Annotated in this window: 19 protein-coding genes and 1 pseudogene; 11 read left to right on the plus strand and 9 right to left on the minus strand. The window is 57.1% G+C overall.

Annotation, left to right across the window (positions count from 1 at the left end; genetic code table 11):
• Positions 1-31: 31 nt before the first annotated feature.
• From L6439_RS04555 to L6439_RS04570, 4 genes are all read left to right on the plus strand, one after another.
• Positions 32-1,078 (plus strand): ABC transporter ATP-binding protein, encoded by a 1,047-nt coding sequence (locus L6439_RS04555; RefSeq protein WP_172878887.1) that lies wholly within the window; start codon positions 32-34, stop codon positions 1,076-1,078.
• Positions 1,041-2,138, plus strand: coding sequence for an ABC transporter permease (locus L6439_RS04560; protein WP_172878885.1), 1,098 nt, complete (start codon positions 1,041-1,043; stop codon positions 2,136-2,138). The genes L6439_RS04555 and L6439_RS04560 overlap by 38 nt, the downstream gene beginning before the upstream one ends.
• Positions 2,139-2,145: 7 nt before the next feature.
• Entirely contained in the window at positions 2,146-2,982 is an 837-nt protein-coding gene (locus L6439_RS04565) for an ABC transporter permease (RefSeq protein WP_213471083.1), read from the plus strand.
• 65 nt (positions 2,983-3,047) lie between these two features.
• Positions 3,048-4,049 (plus strand): hypothetical protein, encoded by a 1,002-nt coding sequence (locus L6439_RS04570; protein WP_237096891.1) that lies wholly within the window; start codon positions 3,048-3,050, stop codon positions 4,047-4,049.
• 442 nt (positions 4,050-4,491) lie between these two features.
• Here the strand turns inward: L6439_RS04570 and L6439_RS04575 are convergent, their stop codons facing one another.
• Positions 4,492-4,878 (minus strand): helix-turn-helix domain-containing protein, encoded by a 387-nt coding sequence (locus L6439_RS04575; protein ID WP_168181977.1) that lies wholly within the window; start codon positions 4,876-4,878, stop codon positions 4,492-4,494.
• 170 nt (positions 4,879-5,048) lie between these two features.
• On the opposite strand from L6439_RS04575, the gene L6439_RS04580 reads away from it, so the two are divergent.
• Positions 5,049-5,357 (plus strand): hypothetical protein, encoded by a 309-nt coding sequence (locus L6439_RS04580; RefSeq protein WP_168181979.1) that lies wholly within the window; start codon positions 5,049-5,051, stop codon positions 5,355-5,357.
• A gap of 155 nt (positions 5,358-5,512) precedes the next feature.
• On the opposite strand, the gene L6439_RS04585 is transcribed toward L6439_RS04580, so the two are convergent.
• Positions 5,513-6,718: an MFS transporter gene (locus L6439_RS04585; RefSeq protein ID WP_168181981.1), complete on the minus strand. Its 1,206-nt coding sequence runs from the start codon at positions 6,716-6,718 to the stop codon at positions 5,513-5,515.
• A 433-nt stretch (positions 6,719-7,151) separates the two neighbouring features.
• Here L6439_RS04585 and L6439_RS04590 point away from each other — a divergent pair, with 433 nt between their 5' ends.
• Together L6439_RS04590 and L6439_RS04595 are read left to right on the plus strand one after the other, a co-directional pair.
• Positions 7,152-7,592: an OsmC family protein gene (locus tag L6439_RS04590; protein WP_213471085.1), complete on the plus strand. Its 441-nt coding sequence runs from the start codon at positions 7,152-7,154 to the stop codon at positions 7,590-7,592.
• A 99-nt stretch (positions 7,593-7,691) separates the two neighbouring features.
• Positions 7,692-8,327: a DUF1349 domain-containing protein gene (locus tag L6439_RS04595; protein ID WP_213471086.1), complete on the plus strand. Its 636-nt coding sequence runs from the start codon at positions 7,692-7,694 to the stop codon at positions 8,325-8,327.
• 40 nt (positions 8,328-8,367) lie between these two features.
• On the opposite strand, the gene L6439_RS04600 is transcribed toward L6439_RS04595, so the two are convergent.
• The gene (locus L6439_RS04600; protein ID WP_237096744.1) at positions 8,368-8,781 is read right to left on the minus strand and encodes a WYL domain-containing protein; all 414 of its coding nucleotides are present in this window, start codon (positions 8,779-8,781) and stop codon (positions 8,368-8,370) included.
• Between the two features lie 35 nt (positions 8,782-8,816).
• On the opposite strand from L6439_RS04600, the pseudogene L6439_RS04605 reads away from it, so the two are divergent.
• Positions 8,817-9,416, plus strand: a pseudogene (locus L6439_RS04605) (RtcB family protein); the annotation flags it as partial.
• Positions 9,417-10,348: 932 nt separating this feature from the next.
• Here L6439_RS04605 and L6439_RS04610 read toward each other — a convergent pair.
• Complete coding sequence (locus L6439_RS04610) at positions 10,349-11,398, minus strand: lytic polysaccharide monooxygenase (protein ID WP_269155979.1); 1,050 nt, start codon at positions 11,396-11,398, stop codon at positions 10,349-10,351.
• A 697-nt stretch (positions 11,399-12,095) separates the two neighbouring features.
• Here L6439_RS04610 and L6439_RS04615 point away from each other — a divergent pair.
• Complete coding sequence (locus L6439_RS04615; protein WP_213471087.1) at positions 12,096-12,884, plus strand: arylamine N-acetyltransferase family protein; 789 nt, start codon at positions 12,096-12,098, stop codon at positions 12,882-12,884.
• Positions 12,885-13,004: 120 nt separating this feature from the next.
• On the opposite strand, the gene L6439_RS04620 is transcribed toward L6439_RS04615, so the two are convergent.
• The 3 genes from L6439_RS04620 to L6439_RS04630 all read right to left on the minus strand — a co-directional run bounded on the left by L6439_RS04620 (position 13,005) and on the right by L6439_RS04630 (position 15,345).
• Positions 13,005-13,838: a 1,4-dihydroxy-6-naphtoate synthase gene (locus L6439_RS04620; protein ID WP_213471088.1), complete on the minus strand. Its 834-nt coding sequence runs from the start codon at positions 13,836-13,838 to the stop codon at positions 13,005-13,007.
• A 2-nt stretch (positions 13,839-13,840) separates the two neighbouring features.
• Entirely contained in the window at positions 13,841-14,545 is a 705-nt protein-coding gene (locus tag L6439_RS04625; RefSeq protein WP_210429599.1) for a futalosine hydrolase, read from the minus strand.
• A gap of 188 nt (positions 14,546-14,733) precedes the next feature.
• Positions 14,734-15,345, minus strand: coding sequence for a tropomyosin (locus L6439_RS04630; RefSeq protein WP_213471089.1), 612 nt, complete (start codon positions 15,343-15,345; stop codon positions 14,734-14,736).
• Between the two features lie 377 nt (positions 15,346-15,722).
• On the opposite strand from L6439_RS04630, the gene L6439_RS04635 reads away from it, so the two are divergent.
• Complete coding sequence (locus L6439_RS04635) at positions 15,723-16,487, plus strand: acyl-[acyl-carrier-protein] thioesterase (RefSeq protein ID WP_213471090.1); 765 nt, start codon at positions 15,723-15,725, stop codon at positions 16,485-16,487.
• 239 nt (positions 16,488-16,726) lie between these two features.
• Positions 16,727-17,860: a phosphodiester glycosidase family protein gene (locus L6439_RS04640; protein WP_237096745.1), complete on the plus strand. Its 1,134-nt coding sequence runs from the start codon at positions 16,727-16,729 to the stop codon at positions 17,858-17,860.
• A gap of 104 nt (positions 17,861-17,964) precedes the next feature.
• On the opposite strand, the gene L6439_RS04645 is transcribed toward L6439_RS04640, so the two are convergent.
• Positions 17,965-19,062 carry a hypothetical protein gene (locus L6439_RS04645; protein ID WP_213471092.1) on the minus strand — a complete coding sequence of 366 codons (1,098 nt, stop codon included), beginning with the start codon at positions 19,060-19,062 and terminating at the stop codon, positions 17,965-17,967.
• A 201-nt stretch (positions 19,063-19,263) separates the two neighbouring features.
• Positions 19,264-20,100, minus strand: a complete 837-nt coding sequence (locus L6439_RS04650) for a helix-turn-helix transcriptional regulator (RefSeq protein WP_168182004.1) — start codon at positions 20,098-20,100, stop codon at positions 19,264-19,266.
• Positions 20,101-20,177 lie beyond the last annotated feature (77 nt).

A 20,177-nucleotide genomic window follows, 5' to 3' on the forward strand; every position in this document is an offset into this window, starting at 1 on the left:
GAACGGGCGGACAAGGAAGGAGAGAACTGCCATGAGCGCCATCACGGTGCGGGGATTGAGCAAGACCTTCGCTTACTACCGCAAGCAGAGCGGCCTCCGGCATTCGCTGCGCCATCTGTTCCGCCGCGAGGAGCTGTACCGCCATGCCGTCGCCGGCATCAGCTTCGACATTGCCCAGGGCGAAGCCGTCGGCTTCATCGGCCCGAACGGAGCGGGCAAGACGACGACGCTCAAGATGCTGTCCGGCATTCTGCATCCGTCGGCCGGAGAGGCGAAGGTGCTCGGCTATGTGCCCTGGGAGCGCCGGCGGGAGTTCAAGCGCCGCTTCGCCATCGTCATGGGCCAGAAAAGCCAGCTCTGGTGGGATCTGCCCGCGAATGAATCGATTTATTTGAACAAATGCATCTACGGGCTCGGCGATCGCGAATACCGGATGACGCTGGACGAACTGGCCGGCATGCTCGATGTAAGGCATCTGCTCGGCGTGCAGGTGCGCCGTCTGTCGCTGGGCGAGCGGATGAAGATGGAGATCATCGCCGCGCTCATTCACCGGCCGCAGCTATTGTTCCTCGATGAACCGACACTGGGTCTGGACTTCGCCGCCCAGCAGAATGTGCGGGAATTCCTGCGGGCTTATAAGGAAGAGAAGCGGGCGACGATTCTGCTGACGAGCCATTACATGCGCGATATCGAGCAGGTATGCGGCCGGGCGCTCGTCATTCACGGCGGGAAAATCGCCTATGATGGGGAGTTGACGCGAATCAGCGCATCCTTCGGCCGCCGCAAACGGATGAAGGTGCGGTTCGCTGCCGACATTCCCCTAATCGAGCTGCGAGCGCTCGTGCGGATGCTGGCGGAGGTCCGGGCCCATCAGGGGATGACGGCCGAGCTGGAGGTGGCGGCGGATGAAGTGAAGCCGCTGGCGCGTCTGCTGCTTGACCATGATCTGGTCGAGGACTGGACAGTGGAGGAGATCCCGGTCGAGGAAGCGATCGAGCGCTTGTATGCGGCCAAGTCGGAAAGGGAAGGAGAGCGCGCGGATGGATGCGAAGCGCCCCGGCATGCGACGGAAGGATAGCGGCGGACAGCGGTTGCGGGACGGCAGCGGCACGAATGGCCAGCCGGATGATCAGCCAGCAGATCAACCGAATGGCCAACCGGATAATCCGCCGATGGAGAGGCCGGGGAACAGGCAAGACAGCGGCGGCCTGCCGGGCAACCGGCCGCACGGCAGGGCTGGTTTCGATAACGGCGGCCTCCACGCGGACGGTACCGGGACGGCGGACGGCAAGGAGCACGATGCGGGCCGTTCCAGGGCGGGCCGCTTCCGGATCGCTGCCGGCAAGTATGCCGCCGCATTCAAGATCGGGCTCCAGGCCTCAATGGAATACCGGCTTCAATTCCTGATCGGGCTTGTCAGCCTCGTCTTCCCTATCGGCATTCAGTCGCTGATCTGGACGGCCGTGTACCGCTCGTCCGCCGACGGGGTGTTGTACGGATACGATTACAGCCAGATGATTCTGTACACGATCCTGTCGGGCATCGTGACGAAGCTCGTCATGACCCAGTTGGAGCACACGATCGCGGAAGACATCAAGAGCGGCGGACTGAACGCGTATCTGGTCCGTCCGATCAGCTATTTCGGCTATCGGCTCTCTGCCTATGCCGGGAGCCGGGTCATCCCGGACACCGTGCTGATCGGACTCGCGGCCGCCGTGCTGCTCGCCGCCGTCCGCTACGGCCATGCTCCGCTGCCGCCTGCTCGTCTTGCTCTGTTCGCGGCAGCCCTCCTTCTGGCTTCGTTCGTGCAATTCCTGCTGTCCTACGCGATCTGCGCCTTGGCCTTCCGGCTGGCGGAGATTTCTTACTTTTTCGTCATCACCGGTCTTATCGTGCAGATCGTCAGCGGCGGCATCGTGCCGCTCGAGGTGTTCGGCGAGACGGTGAACGGATGGTTCAGCCTGCTGCCGTTCAAATATACGATTTATTTTCCGGTCAATGTACTGACCGGCCGGATTCCCGCAAGCGAAGCGCTCGGCGGCATTGCCATCCAATGCGTCTGGCTCGTGCTGCTGGCCGGGACCGCGCACATCGCATGGCGGCTTGGCCTGAAGCGGTATGTCGGATTGGGAGGATGAGGCGGCGATGGGTGGAGAGAGACGAAGGCCCTTCCGGGACGCATGGCGCACGGGAGCGGAGTATATGCGTCTGTATGGCGTTTTTATCCGCAATTGCCTGGCGGCCAGCATGGAGTACCGCTTTAATTTCTGGATGGGCATTGCGGTCGAAATCGCTTTTTTATGCGTGAAGGCGCTGTACATTTTGATTGTCTATCAGACGAATCTCCATATTGGGAAGCTGACGCCGGATCATATCCTGCTGTTCATCGGCACCTACACGATGATGACGGGACTTTATATGGGCTTGTTCTACGTCAATTTCATCCGCTTGCAGCAATATGTGCGCGACGGTTCGCTTGATCTGCTGCTGACGAAGCCGGTTTCCCTGCAATTTCTCGTCTCGCTTCGCTATGTCGATATCGGCTTGCCGGTGCCGAACGTGCTGGCCGGAGCCGCCATGATCGCTGTCGGCTGGTCCCGCGCCGGGCTGCCCCTGAATGCGGCGAATCTCGTTGGCTTCGCCGGGCTGCTGCTGGCGGCATTGGCTGTCACCTACGGTCTGATGCTGCTGCCGGCCTTGCTGGCCTTCCGCTTCGTACAGACCGGAGCGGTGACGGAGATCGCGCATTCGATCTGGGATGCGAACAATATGCCGCTCGATATTTTCCCGTCGTGGCTGCAGCGCATCGGCGTTTACGTAATCCCGGTGTTTCTTATCAGCAACTACGCACCCAAGTTTGTCTTCAATGACCTGAGCTCCTGGGATATCGCCTGGGCGGCTGCGGCGCCGCTTCTGCTTCTGCTGCTGGCCAGATGGTGCTGGAAGCGGGCGGTACGAGGGTACAGCAGCGCGGGCAGCTAATGAGGGCCCGGCGGCTCGGCATGTTTGGCGCAATGAAATGAGGAGAGGGAGGAAGCGTTGTTGTGATGGACATACGTGAGAGACTGCGGTTCGAGGCTGGCTTCTTCGATTGCCGGGCCATTCAGGTAACCTTGGCGCTGCAGGAATGGGGAATGCCGGTCGAGGCGCTCTATTATAACGCGTGGGAGAGCACGAAGGAGATTTACGAGCATTTGTATGTGAAAAAGTCGAAGCCATGGTTTTACCATTCCCCCTGTCTGGAGCCGTCCGAGCTGGAGCTGATCGGCATTCCTTATGAACAGCTGCCTTATGCGGATGACGAGGAGATTGCCCCGCTGCTGCAGCGCATTGATTACGGCGCTTGCGCGGCCTTCCTCTGGATCTCCTGCGGGGAAGCGCCTTATGCGAAGCCGGGAACGTTCGGCGATCCGGAAGCGGCGCATTCGATATGGGTATGCGGGTGGACTCCCGAGCCGGGCGGTTCGGGCCGCTATGCGATTCGCGATACTTACCCCGAATACGAAGGGGAGATATCGGGAGAGGACCTCCGGCGGATGTGCAAGGTTCCTGCGCTGCAGCCGGAGGAGCGGGCCGTTTTCCTGCTCCGCAAGCCGGAAGCGAAGGCGAGTCCGGACTGGAACCGGATTAGGGAGAGGTATGCGGAGCGCATGGCGCGGCGGCAGGGGGAGACGGCATACTACGAGATCGTCCGCGCCTATGCATGCGGCGGAGAGACGGGGCCGTTCGCAAGTCTGGCCGAGCTGTATGACTGCCATGCGCATGCCTTCAAATTCATTGCGGGCTCCCGTTATGCCTTCTCCTGCTTCGTGGAAGCGGCGGAGGGGGATCGAAGCCTGGCGCAGCTGCTGCGCCGCATTGCCCGCAAGGCGGATATGCTGAAAAATTTCTTCCTCATGGCCATCCACGGCGGAAACGATAATGCGGCCATCATCGCGCAGCTTTGCAGGGAGATTCAGGAGCTGGAGGAACTGGCGTGGCGCTGTATCGCATCGCCAAGCGGCGTGGCATCCGGCATCGCGCCGCAAATAACGAATTCCCTGGCATAGACGCGGGGAAGGAGTCCAAGGCCCGGAAGTTGAGTGCTCCCGAACAGGATCGCTTGCTTTCGGGTTTTTTGTATATTATGGGCGGAATTGCAATCCGTGAAAACCTCGTCTTGGGGTTGCCAATCCAACAATCTTACATGGAAGATCTTCCGGGAAAGCCGCTTTCTTGTTGCAGCCGACTATGAAAATATCGATGCTCCCGATCTGCTTGAGGGGGATTGACCGCTTGGAAGAGCTGCAACGGAGGCTTGCCCGTTACGGGGATAGTCAATGGGAAAAGAAAAATTTACGGAGTAGACCAAGCCGGTCCAAGGAAGTACAGCCAAGGGGGGCAGGAAATGAAAAGAACATAAAGGCAATCCGGTAGATATCCATCAGAGAGCGCGAGCCGCCCTCTGATTTTTGGGCCTTACTGGCTCCGGAGCGGCCGGGGCGCAGACAATTAACGCTTCTTATTTTCTTTTGCAGCTTGGGCATCTATCGTTTCAAGAAAGTCTTTTGCGGTCCGAACGACATATTTAACCTCGTCAATCGATCTTTCCATCAGCGCAATTTTATGGAGATCAAGAAGCATTTGCTTCTCTTCGATGCCATCCTTGCCATGGAGCTTCTCAAAATTAAACAATTCAGCCGGTCCAATATCCAGTGCATGCATGAGCGATTCCAATGTTTTCAAGGTTACGTTGACTTTTCCGGATTCGATATCCGAGATGCGCGACTTGCTCATTCCTTCTTTGCCGGTTCTTTCCGCAACCTGTTCCTGACTTAATCCCTTGGCGGTTCGAATCATTCTGAGCTGTTCGCCAACGAGCTTTAGCAAATCTGACATGAAAGTCACCTCAGTTAGAGGTTAGTAAAACATAGAAGAAAAAGAGATATCACTATAACATAACAAAGATAAAAATGTTATAATATAATAGAACGATTCGCAGAGATTCCAAGTCAAAAAGATGAATGAGGCAAAGCTGATAGTTCAGAAATCGATGTGGAGGAAGCAATATGTCCGATTGGGTAAAGGAAACCTTGCATCAACGCCTTGAATATCTAAAAGAGCATGTGGAACTGCTGCCGGAGATCGCAATATTGCAGAATAAACGGAAAGCACTAGAACGGGCGCTGCAGCGCGAATTACAGCAACAGGCAAAAGACTTGCACCTGGAATGGCTGGATGCGCACGCGGAACTCGCTTTAGTGCAGATGGGCTGGTTCTATGCCAAAGGGGTGCAGGACGGGCTCAAAATGCTCATTTTTTTGCAAAACTCGGAAGAAGAGCTGGAGCAGATCATGACTACAATAATGAAATCCTAATTGGCAGCGGAACAGGGCTGTCTTTCCCCGTCCAATGGATCAAGAGGGCAACAAGGAAGCCAAAAGGCCGAGTCTGGGTACATTTACCCGGAACTCGGCCTTTTGCCTCGTGCAAGCCCCATTTGATGCCTGGTTTCTTCGCAGGCATTGTCAAGTTACATTCCCTGCTCCGCCGATGCGGAACTCCGCTTCGCGTTGCGCTGCGACCAGGATGCGAGCCCCATTGTGGAGAGGAGCAGGATACCGGTCACCCAGAAGACGGCATGAATGGAGAATACGCCGCTGATCGCGCCGCCAACCAGCGGACCGAGCATGCCCCCAAGCTGGTTCGCCGTCTGATTCAGGCTGAACGCGCGGCCCCGGAATTCGCTGTCCGTCGCGCGGACGACGAGTCCGTTCAAGGCCGGAAATACGGCGCAGAAGAAGATGCCGTACGCGAACCGGATGAACGAGAACCACCAGATGTTGTGGAACGGAATCTGGGCTAGCGTTCCAATGCCGCCGGCGAGCAGGCCAATCAGCAGGACGCGCTGGAATCCGACCCGGTCGGCCATCTTGCCCCAGCGCGGCGCGAAGATGATGCTCGCTACCCCGACGAGCGAGAAGACGAAGCCGGCCGCTAGCGAGGCGTTCTTGTCGGAGATGCCGAGCTCGACAATGTACAGCGGCAGCACCGGCTCGATCGTCATGACCGAGAACTGCGTGCAGAGCGACAGAACAAGCACGACGAGCAGCGGCTTATTGTGGGCCGCCAGGCTGAACGTGTGCACGATCGAGACGCGATCCTTGCTCGGCACGAACGATTCTTCCTTGACCCAGAAAATAATGAGCAGGGTTGCCAGGAAGCAGAGCACTCCCGCGCTGCCGAACGCAATCCGGTTGTCGAAGATTCTTGCCAGCACGCCGCCCAGCATCGGCCCCATGATGCTGCCTGTCGCCGTCGCCGTGGACATCATCGACAGCGCATAGCCGACCTTGCGCTCCGGCGTATTCGTGCCGACCAGCGCGATCGAACCCGGAATGAATCCCGACAGAAGCCCTTGCAGCAACCGTAGAATGAGCAGCTGAACGGGACTGGTGACGAAGGCGGTCAGCAGATAGATGACGCAGAGCGCCAGCCCGGCCCGGATAATCATCGGCTTCCGCCCGTATTTGTCCCCGACGGCTCCCCAGAACGGAGAAGCGATCGCTCCGGCCAGGAAGGCGCTGCTGAACAGAATCCCGGACCACAGCTCCAGATGATCCTTGACGCCGATCTGAATCAGGAAGAGCGGCAGAAAAGGAACGACCATGGAGAAGCTGGAAGAGACAATGAATGCTCCGAACCACAGTATCCACAGATTTTTCTTCCATGTTTCCATTAGATCTTCACTCCCGATATTCCTTTTTCCACGTACATTTCGATTGGAGTGTCATTCTAACGGCACTCGATATGTCAGACCGAACACATTATCCGCTTCCTATTATACCGCAAGCAGTCAATCTTTTTCTTCCCCGGCGAGGCCGGCCGAACGGGAGCTTGCCTGCGCAGAGGTTGATGCATCAAGGGAAAGCGGCAGAAAAAATATTTTTTCGCCTACGTGGGCCGCGATCGGCGAGAGCGGAGAGGAAGCGCATGATTGTTCTGGGGAAATGCCCAGGAAGGGCAGGGAAGAGGCAGCGCGGGCAGCGGCTGCCCCTTCATGGTGGAGCTAAATTGGGGGATTACGCTAATTTTGATTGTTTAAATTCTTACTATTTTTATCTCCTAACTATGTTATAATGGAAGTTAAAATGTGGGAGAGGGGTTATCCTATGCCAGTTGAGACGTTTAAAGCGACCGCACACCTGCAGGATGGGATGGTGGTAAGGGCAAAATCGAGAAATTTCGAGATCATGATCGATGAACCGAAATCATTGGGCGGGACGGACACAGCCATGAATCCGGTGGAGGTCGTGCTCTGCGCCCTGGGGGCCTGCCAGTCCATCGTCGCCAGAGCCTATGCGCGCAAGTTCAAGATCGATCTTGAGGCATTCTGGGTGGAACTAGAAGGGGATCTGGATACGGACGGCTTTATGAACAAGTCGGATGTGCGCCGCGGATACTCGGAGATTCGTTATAATATACATATCAAAAGCAATGCTTCCTGCGAGCAGGCGAAGGAATTCGTAGAGTTCATTGAACGCACTTGCCCGGTCGGCGACACGATCAACAACCCGGTGCGTCTCGTCCTGCAAGACATTATTGTCGAATAGACAAGTCCGAGCCTTCCTGCTTATGGGGCAGCCTTTCGCAGGAGGCTCCTTTTATTTCCATCACTTACACGCAACCTGTGTTTACCGGAGGGATTTGACATGAGCCATCTGCTGCTGCATGAACATTTTAAGGACGAGCGGCTCCACGCCAGCTTGAACTGGTTTTCGCCGCCCAGAGCGTGGTCGATCGACACGGGCTCATCCCGGTTGATCGTTCACACGAAGAAAGATACTGATTTTTGGCAAAAAACGCATTATGGCTTTCAAGCGGATAACGGTCATTTTCTCTATGCCGAAGCGGCAGGGAACTTGAGGCTGACGACCAAAGTTCATTCATTTCCTGTCCATCGCTATGACCAGGCCGGCGTGATGGTCCGATTTTCGCCCGATACATGGATGAAGTCGTCGGCAGAGTATATTCCCGACAGCCCGAATAAGCTCGGTGCCGTGGTGACGAATCACGGCTATTCCGATTGGTCGACCCAGGAGGCGGACGAAGGGAACGCGCCGCTTTATTTTCGGATTTCAAGAATCGGCAGCGATTTCTATGCCGATTATTCGCGGGATGGGCAGGCCTGGAGGCAGATCCGCATGGCCCATCTGTTCGAACGGACGGATCAGCCCGTTCAGGCCGGCATCTATGCGTGCAGTCCGCAGGGAGAAGGCTTTGAAGCGCAGTTTGAATTTTTGAAAATCGAAGCGTTGTCCGACGATAGATCGCAGGTGTATAAATAAAACAGGCCAATGGGCGATATCCGGTTTTTGCCCGGGACTTTTAATCGCTGCGACTGTTTGTCGCTTCGCTGCCCTCTGCCCCGATGCCGTAGCGGGCGAGCACCTTCGCCGCGCTTTCGCGCATGCGCCGCTGGAGCTTTTCTCCTTCCACGATGCGGACCCGTTTGCCGAGGAAGCGGATTTTGGATAGCACATACTCGCATTCGTCGCCCATGAAGGCGAGCCGAATCCGGTAGCTGTCCTCCTCCTCTACATATTCCACTTCCTTCTCGAAGCAGGAGAAGCCGTACATGATCCGGGACAACTCCCGGTTGTACATCCGGACGACCTCAATCACGGCATGCTCCTTGCGGGAATCCAGGACGGCCGCGATTCGGCTCAGCCATGTCTCCGCCATGCCGTCCGGCACCGGTTCCATGTCCGCCTCCGCGATGTTCCGCAGCCGCGTGGACATCAGCATGCCTCGCCGCGGATGGTACCAGAGCAAAGCTGGACAGCGAGCTCGGCGACATGTACTTCCGCGCCATGAAGCTGGCCGGGCGGTACGCCTACGCCGGCCGGGACTACGTCATCGGCCAAGTATTGTCCATCCTCGGGGCGGAGGCGGACTTCGAAGTGCATAATCACCATAACTACGCATGGCGAGAACGGCATAACGGGCGGGATGCTATCGTCGTCCGCAAGGGGGCCACGCCTTCGGCTCCCGGACAGCTTGGCTTCATCGGCGGAAGCATGGGCGATATTTCCGTCATCGTGCGCGGCGCGGATTCGGAGGAGAACCGGGATGCTTACTACAGCACGGTTCATGGCGCAGGCCGGATGATGAGCCGCACCCAGGCCGCCGGCCGCATGAACTGGAAGACCCGCACCCGGACGGGCGGACAGATCACGCCGGAGCAGATGCAAGAGGCGGTCCGGAGCTTCGGCGTCGAGCTGCGCGGCGCAGGCACCGACGAGAGCCCATTCGTCTACCGCAAGCTGCAGGACGTGCTCGATTCGCACCGGAACACGCTCGACGTGCTGCATGTGCTCAAGCCAATCGGCGTCTGCATGGCCGGAGCGAACGAGTTCGATCCCTACAAAGACTAGGCATATAAGCCGCCCTTTCTCATTAACTCAACTCGCCGCACATAACCAGCAGGGCACGACCCCAGTGCCCTGCTTGTTCCGCATTGGTACAGGAATAACAATGCGGGACGGGATTCCTTATTACGCTCCCCCGCAACTCAGGCAGATGCATGTGATGTACGCAGGTCCTTTTAGCCAATCTCCCCATAGTTCAGGTAGGTTAGGTGTGCGGGACCTTCTAGGCAGTCTCCCAACGGTTCAGGCAGTTAGGTGTGCGGGACCTTCTAGGCAATCTCCCAACGGTTCAGGTAGTTAAGTGTGCGGGTCCCTTCTAGGCAGTGTCCCAACGGTTCAGGGTAATTTGACATTATGAGAGACTGGCGTAAAGAGCCAATGCGAGTGAACCTGACTCGATGGGAGAGTGGGATAAAGAGCCAATGCGAGTGAACCTGACTCGATGGGAGAGTGGGATAAAGAGCCAATGCGAAAGTGCCTGACTCGACGGGAGACTGGCGTAAAGAGCCGATGCGAGTGAACCTGACTCGATGGGAGAGTGGGATAAAGAGCCAATGCGAAAGTGCCTGACTCGACGGGAGACTGGGATAAAGAGCCAATGCGAGTGAACCTGACTCGACGGGAGAGTGGGATAAAGAGCCAATGCGCATGTATAGCTGACTTGATGGGAGACTGGTGTAAAGAGCGAATGCGAATGTACCTGATGCGATGGGATAATGATGCAAAGAGCGAAGCGATGCGTATCAGGCATTACGCCAGTAAAGACGGCTGCCAACCTGCCAAGGGGGCTAGCGTGGGGAAGACCCGGGTAGGCGTGTGCGGGTTATGGTTCGCAGGGGATTAAGGGCCTTCTAGATGCACCTCATATAGCAGCACAGGCTAACGGGCGCAAGCCGCACCGTTAGCCTGTGTCGTGAGTGTATGTTAACTGGTTCAGGCTAGAGCTTTTTCCATACTTCCGCTTGGCCTGGCTCTTCGCCGGATGTCCACCAGCGCGCCTCGTAGACAGCGCCATTATGCGATACCCGGTCGCCTCCAACGTAGGTCTTGCTTGCGTCCCAAGCTGGATATTGCGAACCGCTGTCGCCCAACGTTTTGACGGTCAGGGCCGGGGAGGGCTGCGATTTGTTTCCTGCCGTATCGACGGCTCTTACTGTGTATGTGTAGGAAGTATTCTCCGTTAATCCCGTATCGGTGTACGAGGTCTGTGCCGTCGTTCCGGCCAGTGTGCCGTTGCGGTATACTTCGTACTGCTGGATTCCATTCGGGCTTGAAGAAGGGCTCCATGTCAAGGAGATGCTCGTCTCCGTCTGCGAAGGCGAAGCTACGCCTGCAGGAACCGATGGCGCCACGCCGCCGGAACCATTGTTCAAGTTGACGTCAATGACTTGATAGAAGGCATTGCCGGTATCGGCAATTTCCCAGACACCGAGGATGATATAATAGCCGCTGCGATCTGTCGGTACGCTGCATTGATGAGATACGGACTTGTCAGGCTTTTTCCCGCCGTCATTATAGTAACAGAACGGATCCGGCTCAAGCTGGGCCCGGGTCAATGGCTGATTTGGATTCCAGTCTTTTTTCGTAATATAGTATTTCCATTCTTTCGTGGCATGCGGCGCCGTCAAATTCCAAGTAAAGGTGTTGTTGCCGCCGTTCATATTGACTTTATTCCAGCGGGTAGAAGATTGGGCATCCAATTCCGGGAACACGCCGCCCCCGGCGATATGGCCATCTTCCGGACCGCCGATCGGGAAGTTGCCCTTCGCTTCGATGCTCTGAGGCTCGTATTGTACGAGTCCGCAATTGGTGTTCTCCCCGAGCTTGCATTGATAGGCGCGGCTGTGCGGGGATTCGATATAGCCATGAGCGGACGCCTGCTCAGCGAACACCATCATGCAGAAGAAGGCGGCCAAGACAGCGCCAAAAGCGACAAACAGCGGGGATACTTTGGATGCTAGCGGATTCCATACTCGCAACTGATTCATAACAATACCTCCTAAAAGTTAATGTTGGACAAGCTCTACACAACGCCGGAACTTGTTTTTGAAAAGAAGACCACCTCCTTCATAGAATGTAAACGTTTTAAGTTAAAGTTATCTCGTTTTAACTTTTCTCCCAAAAAAAGAAAAGGGACTGGTAAAAAGGATAAAAAAATAAGTGTCATTTACAGTTAGAAAGTAGAAGAAGCCAAGTTTGGAAGCTGGAAATGTCGGCTGATTGTTACTTTGATTATTTTCTCAGAGTTGGACTGGAGCTGTCACATGTTGGCGGCATCTATCACAAAGGGATGGTATGCTCGCAAGGTGCCGAAAAAGAAGTCGAATTCACGATGAAGACTGCGTGTTGCCGCTTTTCCTCCCTAAGATTCGACAGGAGGGTCGAGGACATTCGTTGGTTTTATATTACAAAATTTTAACCAAATTGGCTATAACTAATTTTCATTATTTTGGAATAAAGTCAAATTGCATCCTTTGATTGGAGAATTATCCGAGGCTGGATTTCCATTTTACCGTGAATATGAAGAGGGATATCTGTCTCGCCATTACTGTTTTTCAGGGTTATGATGAAGGCTCCGATTCCAGTAAGATAGTATTATAAATTTGTTCGGCGAAACCTGGCGGATCATCTTGTTGGGAGAAGCGGATGTTGCTATGATGAGAGGAAACATAGGCTAAGGAGACGATGAGGTTGAAGGGACGCGAGCATTTGAAATCTGATGTATACGCTTACTTGAAGCGGATAGGCTACGATGGCCCGCTCGATGGAAGTGCCGCTGTGCTGGCCGATCTGCAGGAATGTCATCTGCATGCCGTGCCTTATGAAAATTTTGATATTTTGAACCGCGTGCCGTTGTCGCTGGACATTCCTGATCTTATAGATAAAATTATAACCCGCCGCCGGGGCGGCTACTGCTTCGAGCTCAATGCCTTGTTCGGATGGCTGCTCCGGGAGCTTGGTTACTCGGTCACCGATTTGATGGCCCGCTTTTGGAGGGATGAACCGAATCCTCCGCCCAAGCGCCGCCACCAGGTTCTGCAAGTCAAGGCTGGAGGCGAGACGTACCTGTGCGATGTCGGGGTAGGCGGAATTGTTCCGCGCCGGCCTGTACGAATCGAGACGGGGCTGGAGCAATGGCAGGGGGATGAATGCTATCGGCTGGAGCGGGACCCGGACTATGGCTGGATGCTGTTCGAGTTCAAGCGGGACGGATGGAGCCGTCTCTATTCCTTTACGGAGGAGCCGCAGCTCGCGCGTGATTTTATTATGCCTTCGTACTGGTGCGAGCATGCGCCAGAATCCATTTTTACCCAGCAGGCGATGGCGGCTGTCCGCACTCGCGAAGGACGCCATACGCTCGCCGGAGACGAATTCCGCATCTTCACGGCCGATGGCGTTCACACTTTCGTCCCGGAGACGAAGGAGCAGCATGATGAGGCGTTAAAAACCTATTTCGGCATCGTGCTCGGTTAAGCTTGGGACTGGATGCCGCAAAGAGCGCTCCTTGGCGGGGCGCTCTTTGTGCTCTTCTCTTCGGTTCAACTGGGAGCGGTCAGTTCCGCACGCTAGAGCTGATTGGCGTAGAACGGAAGGTTACAACCGCAGCAGAGCCGGATCGAAGGAGGGTACAAGCCCCTCCCGAGCGGCTCTTCTCAGAAGAGCATCCACGGCTGCATATCCGTCCTCGCCCAGATTTGCGGTGAACTCGTTCACATAGAGATTGATATGCGCTTGCGCCACCTTCGGATCCATTTCCTGCGCATGGTGCAGCACGTACGGCTGGGACGCTTCCGGATGCGCCCAGGCATATTCCACGGATGCACGGGTCCACTCGGCGATTCGGCCTGCATCCAGGGTCCGGCGGGCAATGATCGCCCCAAGCGGGATAGGCAGGCCGGTATCCGCTTCCCACCAGCTTCCCATATCGGCCAGCAAGGTCAGCCCGTATGACGGGTAGGTGAAGCGCGCTTCATGGATGACGAGTCCGGCGTCGATATGGCCGTCGCGCACCGCCGGCATAATCTGATGGAACGGCATGACGACGATCTCCCCTACGCCGCCGGGCACATGCTTCGCCGCCCACAAGCGGAACAGCAGGTAGGCTGTCGAGCGCTCGCTCGGCACGGCTACCCGCCGGCCGCTGAGGGCCGCCGGATCGCCTCCGGCTTCCTTCGTTAGAACGAGTGGTCCGCAGCCCCTGCCGAGCGCGCCGCCGCATGGGAGCAACGCGTAGTCGGACAGAACCCAGGGAAGCGCCGCATACGAGATTTTAAGGACCTCCGGGCCTTGACCGCTGGCGGCCAGACCGTTCGTAATATCGATGTCCGCATAGGTTACGTCCAGCTCCGGCGCTCCGGGAACGAGCCCGTGCACCCAGGCATGGAACACAAACGTATCGTTTGGACAAGGGGAAAAGGCAATTTTCATGTTTACAGCACCTCCGGTAAGACTGAACAAGCGGCTTCCAATGCTTTTAGCGCCTCTGGGATGCGCCATGCCGCCCGGTTGCGAGGGCCGATCGCGTTCGAGATCGACCGGATCTCGAATGCCGGCAAGCCGAACTGGCGGGCGGCCACAGCGACGCCGTAGCCTTCCATCGCCTCGGCGGCGGCCCCGGGCACCCGCTGCGCGAGCATCGCCGCCGTCTCGGCCGTGCCTGTCACCGTGGACAGGGTCAGCACGGGGCCGGCGCATGCCTGCAGCCGAATGGCCTGCAGCGCTTGGCGGATACGCTCGGCTGTATCGGCATCGACCGGTATATAGGCCGAGCCGAAGCCCAGCTCGTCCACGCTGCAGAAGCCGTCGGGCGTCTCCGCCCCCAGGTCGGCCGCGATGATCGAGCTGGCGACCACGACGGAGCCGACCTCGGCCCGCTCCGGGAAGCCCCCCGCAATGCCGGCGCACACGGCGGCGCCGTAATCAGCGGCAGCAAGCTCCCGTGCGGTTCCCGCTGCCGCTGCGGCGGTGCCGACGCCGCCGACGATCACGTTGAAGCGGGCGTCTCCGCCCAACCCGCGCAGGACGGCATCCCGCTCGGCGGGGACGGACGTTACAATAAGGATGCGATGTCCCGTTCCCGCTATCTCGCTGCGGAGATGGGAAGCATCCACCTTTTCGTTATGATGTGAGCTCATATGAACCGACTCTCCTTGCATGTAGTTCCAGCCGGAACGTTGTCCTGCCTCCACGTTATCCGGTTCCCGCCCGGAAGTAAAGGGAGGCCGGACATGATTTTAGACGTAGGGTAACCCTGCATCTAGGGATATGTTTATAGTAGCATATGAAGACGGCGGTGTGCATCGCATAAAAAATGCCCTGAAACCTACTGGTTTCGAAGGCGGTTGATCTCTAATTCATGTTGAGCGGTTTTATGATAGGTGAATTCGATATCTTTGGTCAAGGAATCGATTTTATGAGAAATGATATGAAGCATGGAGCGGATATCGCTTGGCTGTGACTGCTCTATTTGGGACAGAGAAGCATTTGCTTGCTTAACCTCCATTTCTAGAGCATCCAGTCGCGAGTCCATCGTGTCAAGGCGTTGTTCAACCTGATCGAACCGGTTGTCCATGTTACCTAGACGTTGTTCGACTTTATCGAGGCGCTGCTCAACTTGAACGAATGTTTTGTCCATTTTATCGAGACGTTTTTCGACATTCCCGAGGCGTTGATCGACTTCATCGAATCTTTTGTCCATCTCGGTGAGGCGTTGATCGACTTCATCGAATCTTTTGTCCATCTCGGTGAGGCGTTGATCGACTTCATCGAACCTCTTGTCCATCTCGGTGAGGCGTTGATCGACTTCATCGAATCTCTTATCCATCTTGTCGAGGCGCTGCTCAACCTGATCGAACCTCATGTCCATCTTGTCGATCCGCCCGTTCAGACCTTGCAGTTCCCGAACAATCGTGTGAAGAAGCTGCTCGCTCATCATAACCGTCCTTTCCCAGAGCATGATTTTATTTTACCACAGCTGCTGTCGATTTGGGGCGATGCGGCATCGCTCCGGACATATCTTCTAGGTTGAGCGGCAAGATCTTTCTGATTCAAGGGGATAACCTGTCGAACAGTGTTTTTCCTGAACCGGGGGGAGAATGGTGCTAAGGTTGCTCAGATGGAAGAATGAAGCGAGGATTGCTCAGGTGGAGGAACGGGCAAAGGGCAAAGGATGAAGCATATGGCGCATGTGGCTTCCGCTGAAGGCGCGTCCCGAGTGATGCGTTTCCCTGCAGCCATCCGCTTGAGGTACAATAAAGCTGTTCCACTCGCGCAGGCGAGGAAGGCTCAATGGAGACAAGGAGATGTTCGGCTATGGGAGTACAGTGGCGCGAGAAGCATTACATACATTCGGACAATTGTGATTATAAGAAACAGTGCAAGCTGTCGGCGCTGCTCGAATGGATGCAACGGGCGGGAGATGCGCAGCTTGGGCACTACGGGGTATCGTTGGACGAGATGATCCGGCAGGGCATGGCCTGGATGCTGGTTACGATCGATCTGGAATGGAAAAGGCTTCCCGTCTACGGCGAGACAATTGAGATTGTGACATGGAACCGGGGGGCCACCGGCGTTCAGTGGCAGCGCGACTTCCGCATTTTTGGCCCGGATGGCGCGGACTGGATAGCGCAGGCCCGGACCTCATGGGTGCTGGTCGATCTGAACAAGCGCCGCATTCTTCGCGCATCGGCCTGTCCTTACGACCTGCCGGCGCATCCCGATGATTGCGTCGGCGGCATGCCGCGCAAGGTCGAGGTTCCGGACGGCCTGAACCGGGAGCATGCCTATGATATGACGGTGCGGTTAAGCAGCATCGACATGAACGGGCATCTGAATAATGCGCGTTTTGGCGATATTTGCCTCGATGCGCTGCAGCCGGAGGAACTGGAACGTGGGCTGTCCCGCTTCCGCATCACGTATCACCGGGAGGCCGTCTTGAACGACAAGATAGCGGTCATCCGCTCCGCATGGCAGGAGGGGCATTGCTTCATCAGCGGGGTAACCGAGGAAGGCTCGGCGTATTTCGATGCGATGCTTGCAGCGGATCGGGGCGAAATGCAGAGGAGTGACGGGAAATAGCAGCAACGGACAGGAGCGACACGGGCTCCTATTCTCTTTTTTTATCCAGGAAAGAAGACGCTGGTCAAAGAGGCTGTAAAAATAAGGTTTGTGGGTAAAACGTCCTATATGGTAACATTTACACGGTTTACTGAACCCAAGAAGGCAGGAAGGGGGAAACGGATTCCGGAACCCCGGTACCCCGCAGGGACATTCATCAGAAGAGAATGGGAGCAGAGAGAATGAGAAAGAGAGCAATCATGGCAGTACTGGGGGCCGCCTTCCTCGCGGCGGTCTTGGGCCAGCAGGGCGAGACACAAGCCGCGGGGCGCAACGTCGGGTATATGGATACGGCGGCGAACCGCACCTTCGTGCCGATCCGTTACTTGAGCGAGCAACTGAAGTACCAGGTGAAATGGGACAAGGCTGCCCGGCGCATCGATGTGCGCGCGAATGAGGACACGTTATCCTTGACGATCGGGAGCAAGAAGGCCCGGGTGAATAACGCGGTGAAGCAGATGGATGCGGCGCCCTTTGTCGAGGGAGGGACGACCTATGTGCCGATTCGCTTCGTCGGAGAAGCGATGAAGCTCCAGATGAAATGGGACAAGGCGGCCTCCGCGCTCGTGTTCGATACGGACAAGGGGACACAGAAGCTGCCGGTCGTCTCCATGGACCGGTTGAACCAAGCCGCTGCTCCCCTGGAACAAAAGGAGAAAACATTCACCGTCGGCAAGAAGCGGATGTCGGCTTCGATCGTGGAGGTCGATCTGCTTCATCCGAAAATCCGGATCGATGTGGCGGTGGCGGGAGGCAAGATTGGCTCCGTGGATAGCCTGAAGCTTATGGCGGATGCCAGCAAGGCGGCGGTGGCGATGAATGGGACGTTTTTCGATGCGTATACGAAATCGAGCTATAAGCCCCCGTACGGCCATATCGTGAAAAAGGGCGAGCTGGTGCATCCAAGTCCAGCCGACCGCCGAACCGTGCTCGTGTTCACGAAGGACAATGAGGTGGAGTTCGTGAAGGGCAAGGACTTCCCGCAGCGCTTCGAGGCAGGCGGCGTGGAAGGGGCGCTTCAGGCGGGACCGTGCCTGGTGACGAACGGTCAGGTCAGCGTCGATCCGGTGCCGGAGGGCTTCAAGGATCCGAAAATATTGACGAACAGCGGCGCGCGCAGCGCTGTCGGCGTAACAGCGGATCATAAGCTTATTCTGCTGACGACGCCCGGGGCCACGATTCCGGAGCTCGCACAGATGATGAAGCAGGCCGGTGCGCAGCATGCGATGAATCTGGATGGCGGGGCATCGAGCGGGCTGTATTACAAAGGCAAATATATCACCTCTCCTGGCCGGGAGATCAGCAACGCGCTGCTCGTCCATTACGGCAACTGAAAATAAGCGGGAGGCATGAACGCAGGGATGGATTCCTAGATCCTGCTGCCGGATCGAACCAGACAAGGCCCGCGCCGGCAAGCGGGCGCGGGCCTTGCTGTGTGCTAGGAAGCGGTCGTCACGAATATGCCGAGCGGCGTATTCGATTCTCCGGCGGTCATGAGGGAGAAGGTGAAGGTGGACAGGCCTTCCGGGGCTTCATATTCGGCGATCCGGCATGCATCCTTGTTCGTCGGCAGCGCCGGAATTCGGAACACTTCCCCGCCGTGCCGAACGGCGCCGGCATATTTCCCCCCGCGCGGGTTCACCCAAATGTGGACCTGGGCCGGAGCGCCCGTCTCGTTCCGTATCGGAAGGCTCACCGTGTACACCGCGCCGAATTGGGCGATATTGTTCACCGCTCCGGTGCCGCTGAGCGGATCGCTGCTGCCGGCCGTGAACAGGAGGTCGGCGGGCGGGCTGCCGCCGAATTGGCGCGATTTCGCCAAGGCGCGATAGTTATGCGTCGTCCCGCCGACCTCGTATTCCGGCATAAGCGCCAACGTCTCCGAGAACGGCCAGCTGCCGCGTGGATGCGGCTGCCCGGCGGCAGACAGCGGCTCCGATAGGATCGTTCTCAGATCGGCATCGGCACGGCGGCTGGCCACGGTCCGCAAGACATAATGCAGCGGCCCCTCTCCTGTGCTGCGGCAGACAGTAAATTCATAGATGAAGCCGATAAGATGGCCTTGCGGCACCTCCCGGGCTTCGATCAGGCCGGCCTCCCGCGCCAACGGCCGGCAATCGGCCGCAGCATGGTCTTCCATCGTCCCGGCCAAGCAGGACGCGGCCAGACATTGGCCCGCTTCGACCAGTATGTTCGCGGACGCGTCCGCGATCCGCACCTCTCGCTTCATATCCCGAATCTCGATTGCGTTCGCTCCGGATTGATTCTCCAGGGTCAGGCCCAACCGCAACGGCTGGCCGGTCTGATTGATATGCCAGCCCATCACCCGGTGCTTCACCTCATCCTCGCCGCTCTGGACCGCATCATGCCAGAGCGTTCCGCCCGCCTCGGGGAAGCTGGCGGCATCGAGCACCTCCGGATTATCGCTCAGCATCAGTCTGCGGCAGCTGCCCGGCGCAGCGGCTGCAACTTCTTGGAAGGGATAAGCCGCATCCATCTTACTTGCGGACAATTCAGGCTGCTTGCATCTCATCATTAGGGGTTCGCCTCCATCTCCGTGATTGGCGAAGAGCGCGAACGCGAATGGGAATTGGGTGAACCGGCGGCTTTTCCCGCCTTCAGCACGCCAATGTTCGCCTGGACATTCGCGCCTTCACTTTATAAGGCAATTCGGAACCGTGATGTACAACCTGGGTGCATAAAATATTTTCACTCTCTGCTTGCTTGCGGGGCCGAATCAGCGGTCCATCAGCTTCACCAGCTTGAATTCGGTCGAAGATTCGGGGGCCGGCGTGTAGATGCTGCAGCGCAGATCGGCGTCGCCCTGCACCTGCAGGGAAGTCAGGTGGAACAGCATCTTTCCCGCCCGGGCATGTCTGAATTCAATGACGACTTCCGGAGCGGTGCTTACCTGGCTCTGGTTCCATAACCGCTGGAAGTCCGGGTGAACCTCCTTCATCTCCTCCAGGAAGCGATCATACCAACCATCCTCTACGTACTGGCCGTAATACGCGCGGAATATCGACAGAAATCCTTTGACGAAATGCTCCCAGTTCACCGCCAGACTCTTGAATTCTTTGCGCGTGAACAGCAGGCGAATCATATTCCGCTCTTCCGGCGGGATGAGGGTGAAATCAAGGAAGACATGAGATGCCGCCTCGTTCCAGCCGACGATATGGCAGCGCCGATCCGACACGATTGTCGGGCAATGCCGCAGCTCCTGCAGAATCCGCTGCAGGGCGGGGCTGATCTGCGGCTCTTCCTCTTCCCGTACGGCGGGGCCTGCCCCTCCTTCCAAGGCGAGCGCATACAAATATTTGCGCTCGTCCACGGTCAGCTTCAACGCCTCCGCGACACGGTCCAGCACCGAAGCCGACACTTGAATATCCCGTCCTTGCTCGAGCCAGGTATACCATGTCGTGCTGACGCCCGCCAACTGGGCGACCTCCTCGCGGCGAAGCCCGGGGGTCCGGCGCCGGGTTCCTGCCGGAAGCCCTGCCGCTTGGGGAAGGATCTGAGCCCGCTTGGCGCGCAGGAACTCGGACAGCATTTGCAAACGGGTCGGTGAATTCATCGTAGCACCTCCCAGTGTCTAATCTGGTACTAATTATACTAGGATAAACAACAACTTGTAATAGGATAATTGCTATG

The sequence above is a fragment of the Paenibacillus dendritiformis genome (genome assembly GCF_021654795.1).
GTDB lineage: Bacteria > Bacillota > Bacilli > Paenibacillales > Paenibacillaceae > Paenibacillus_B.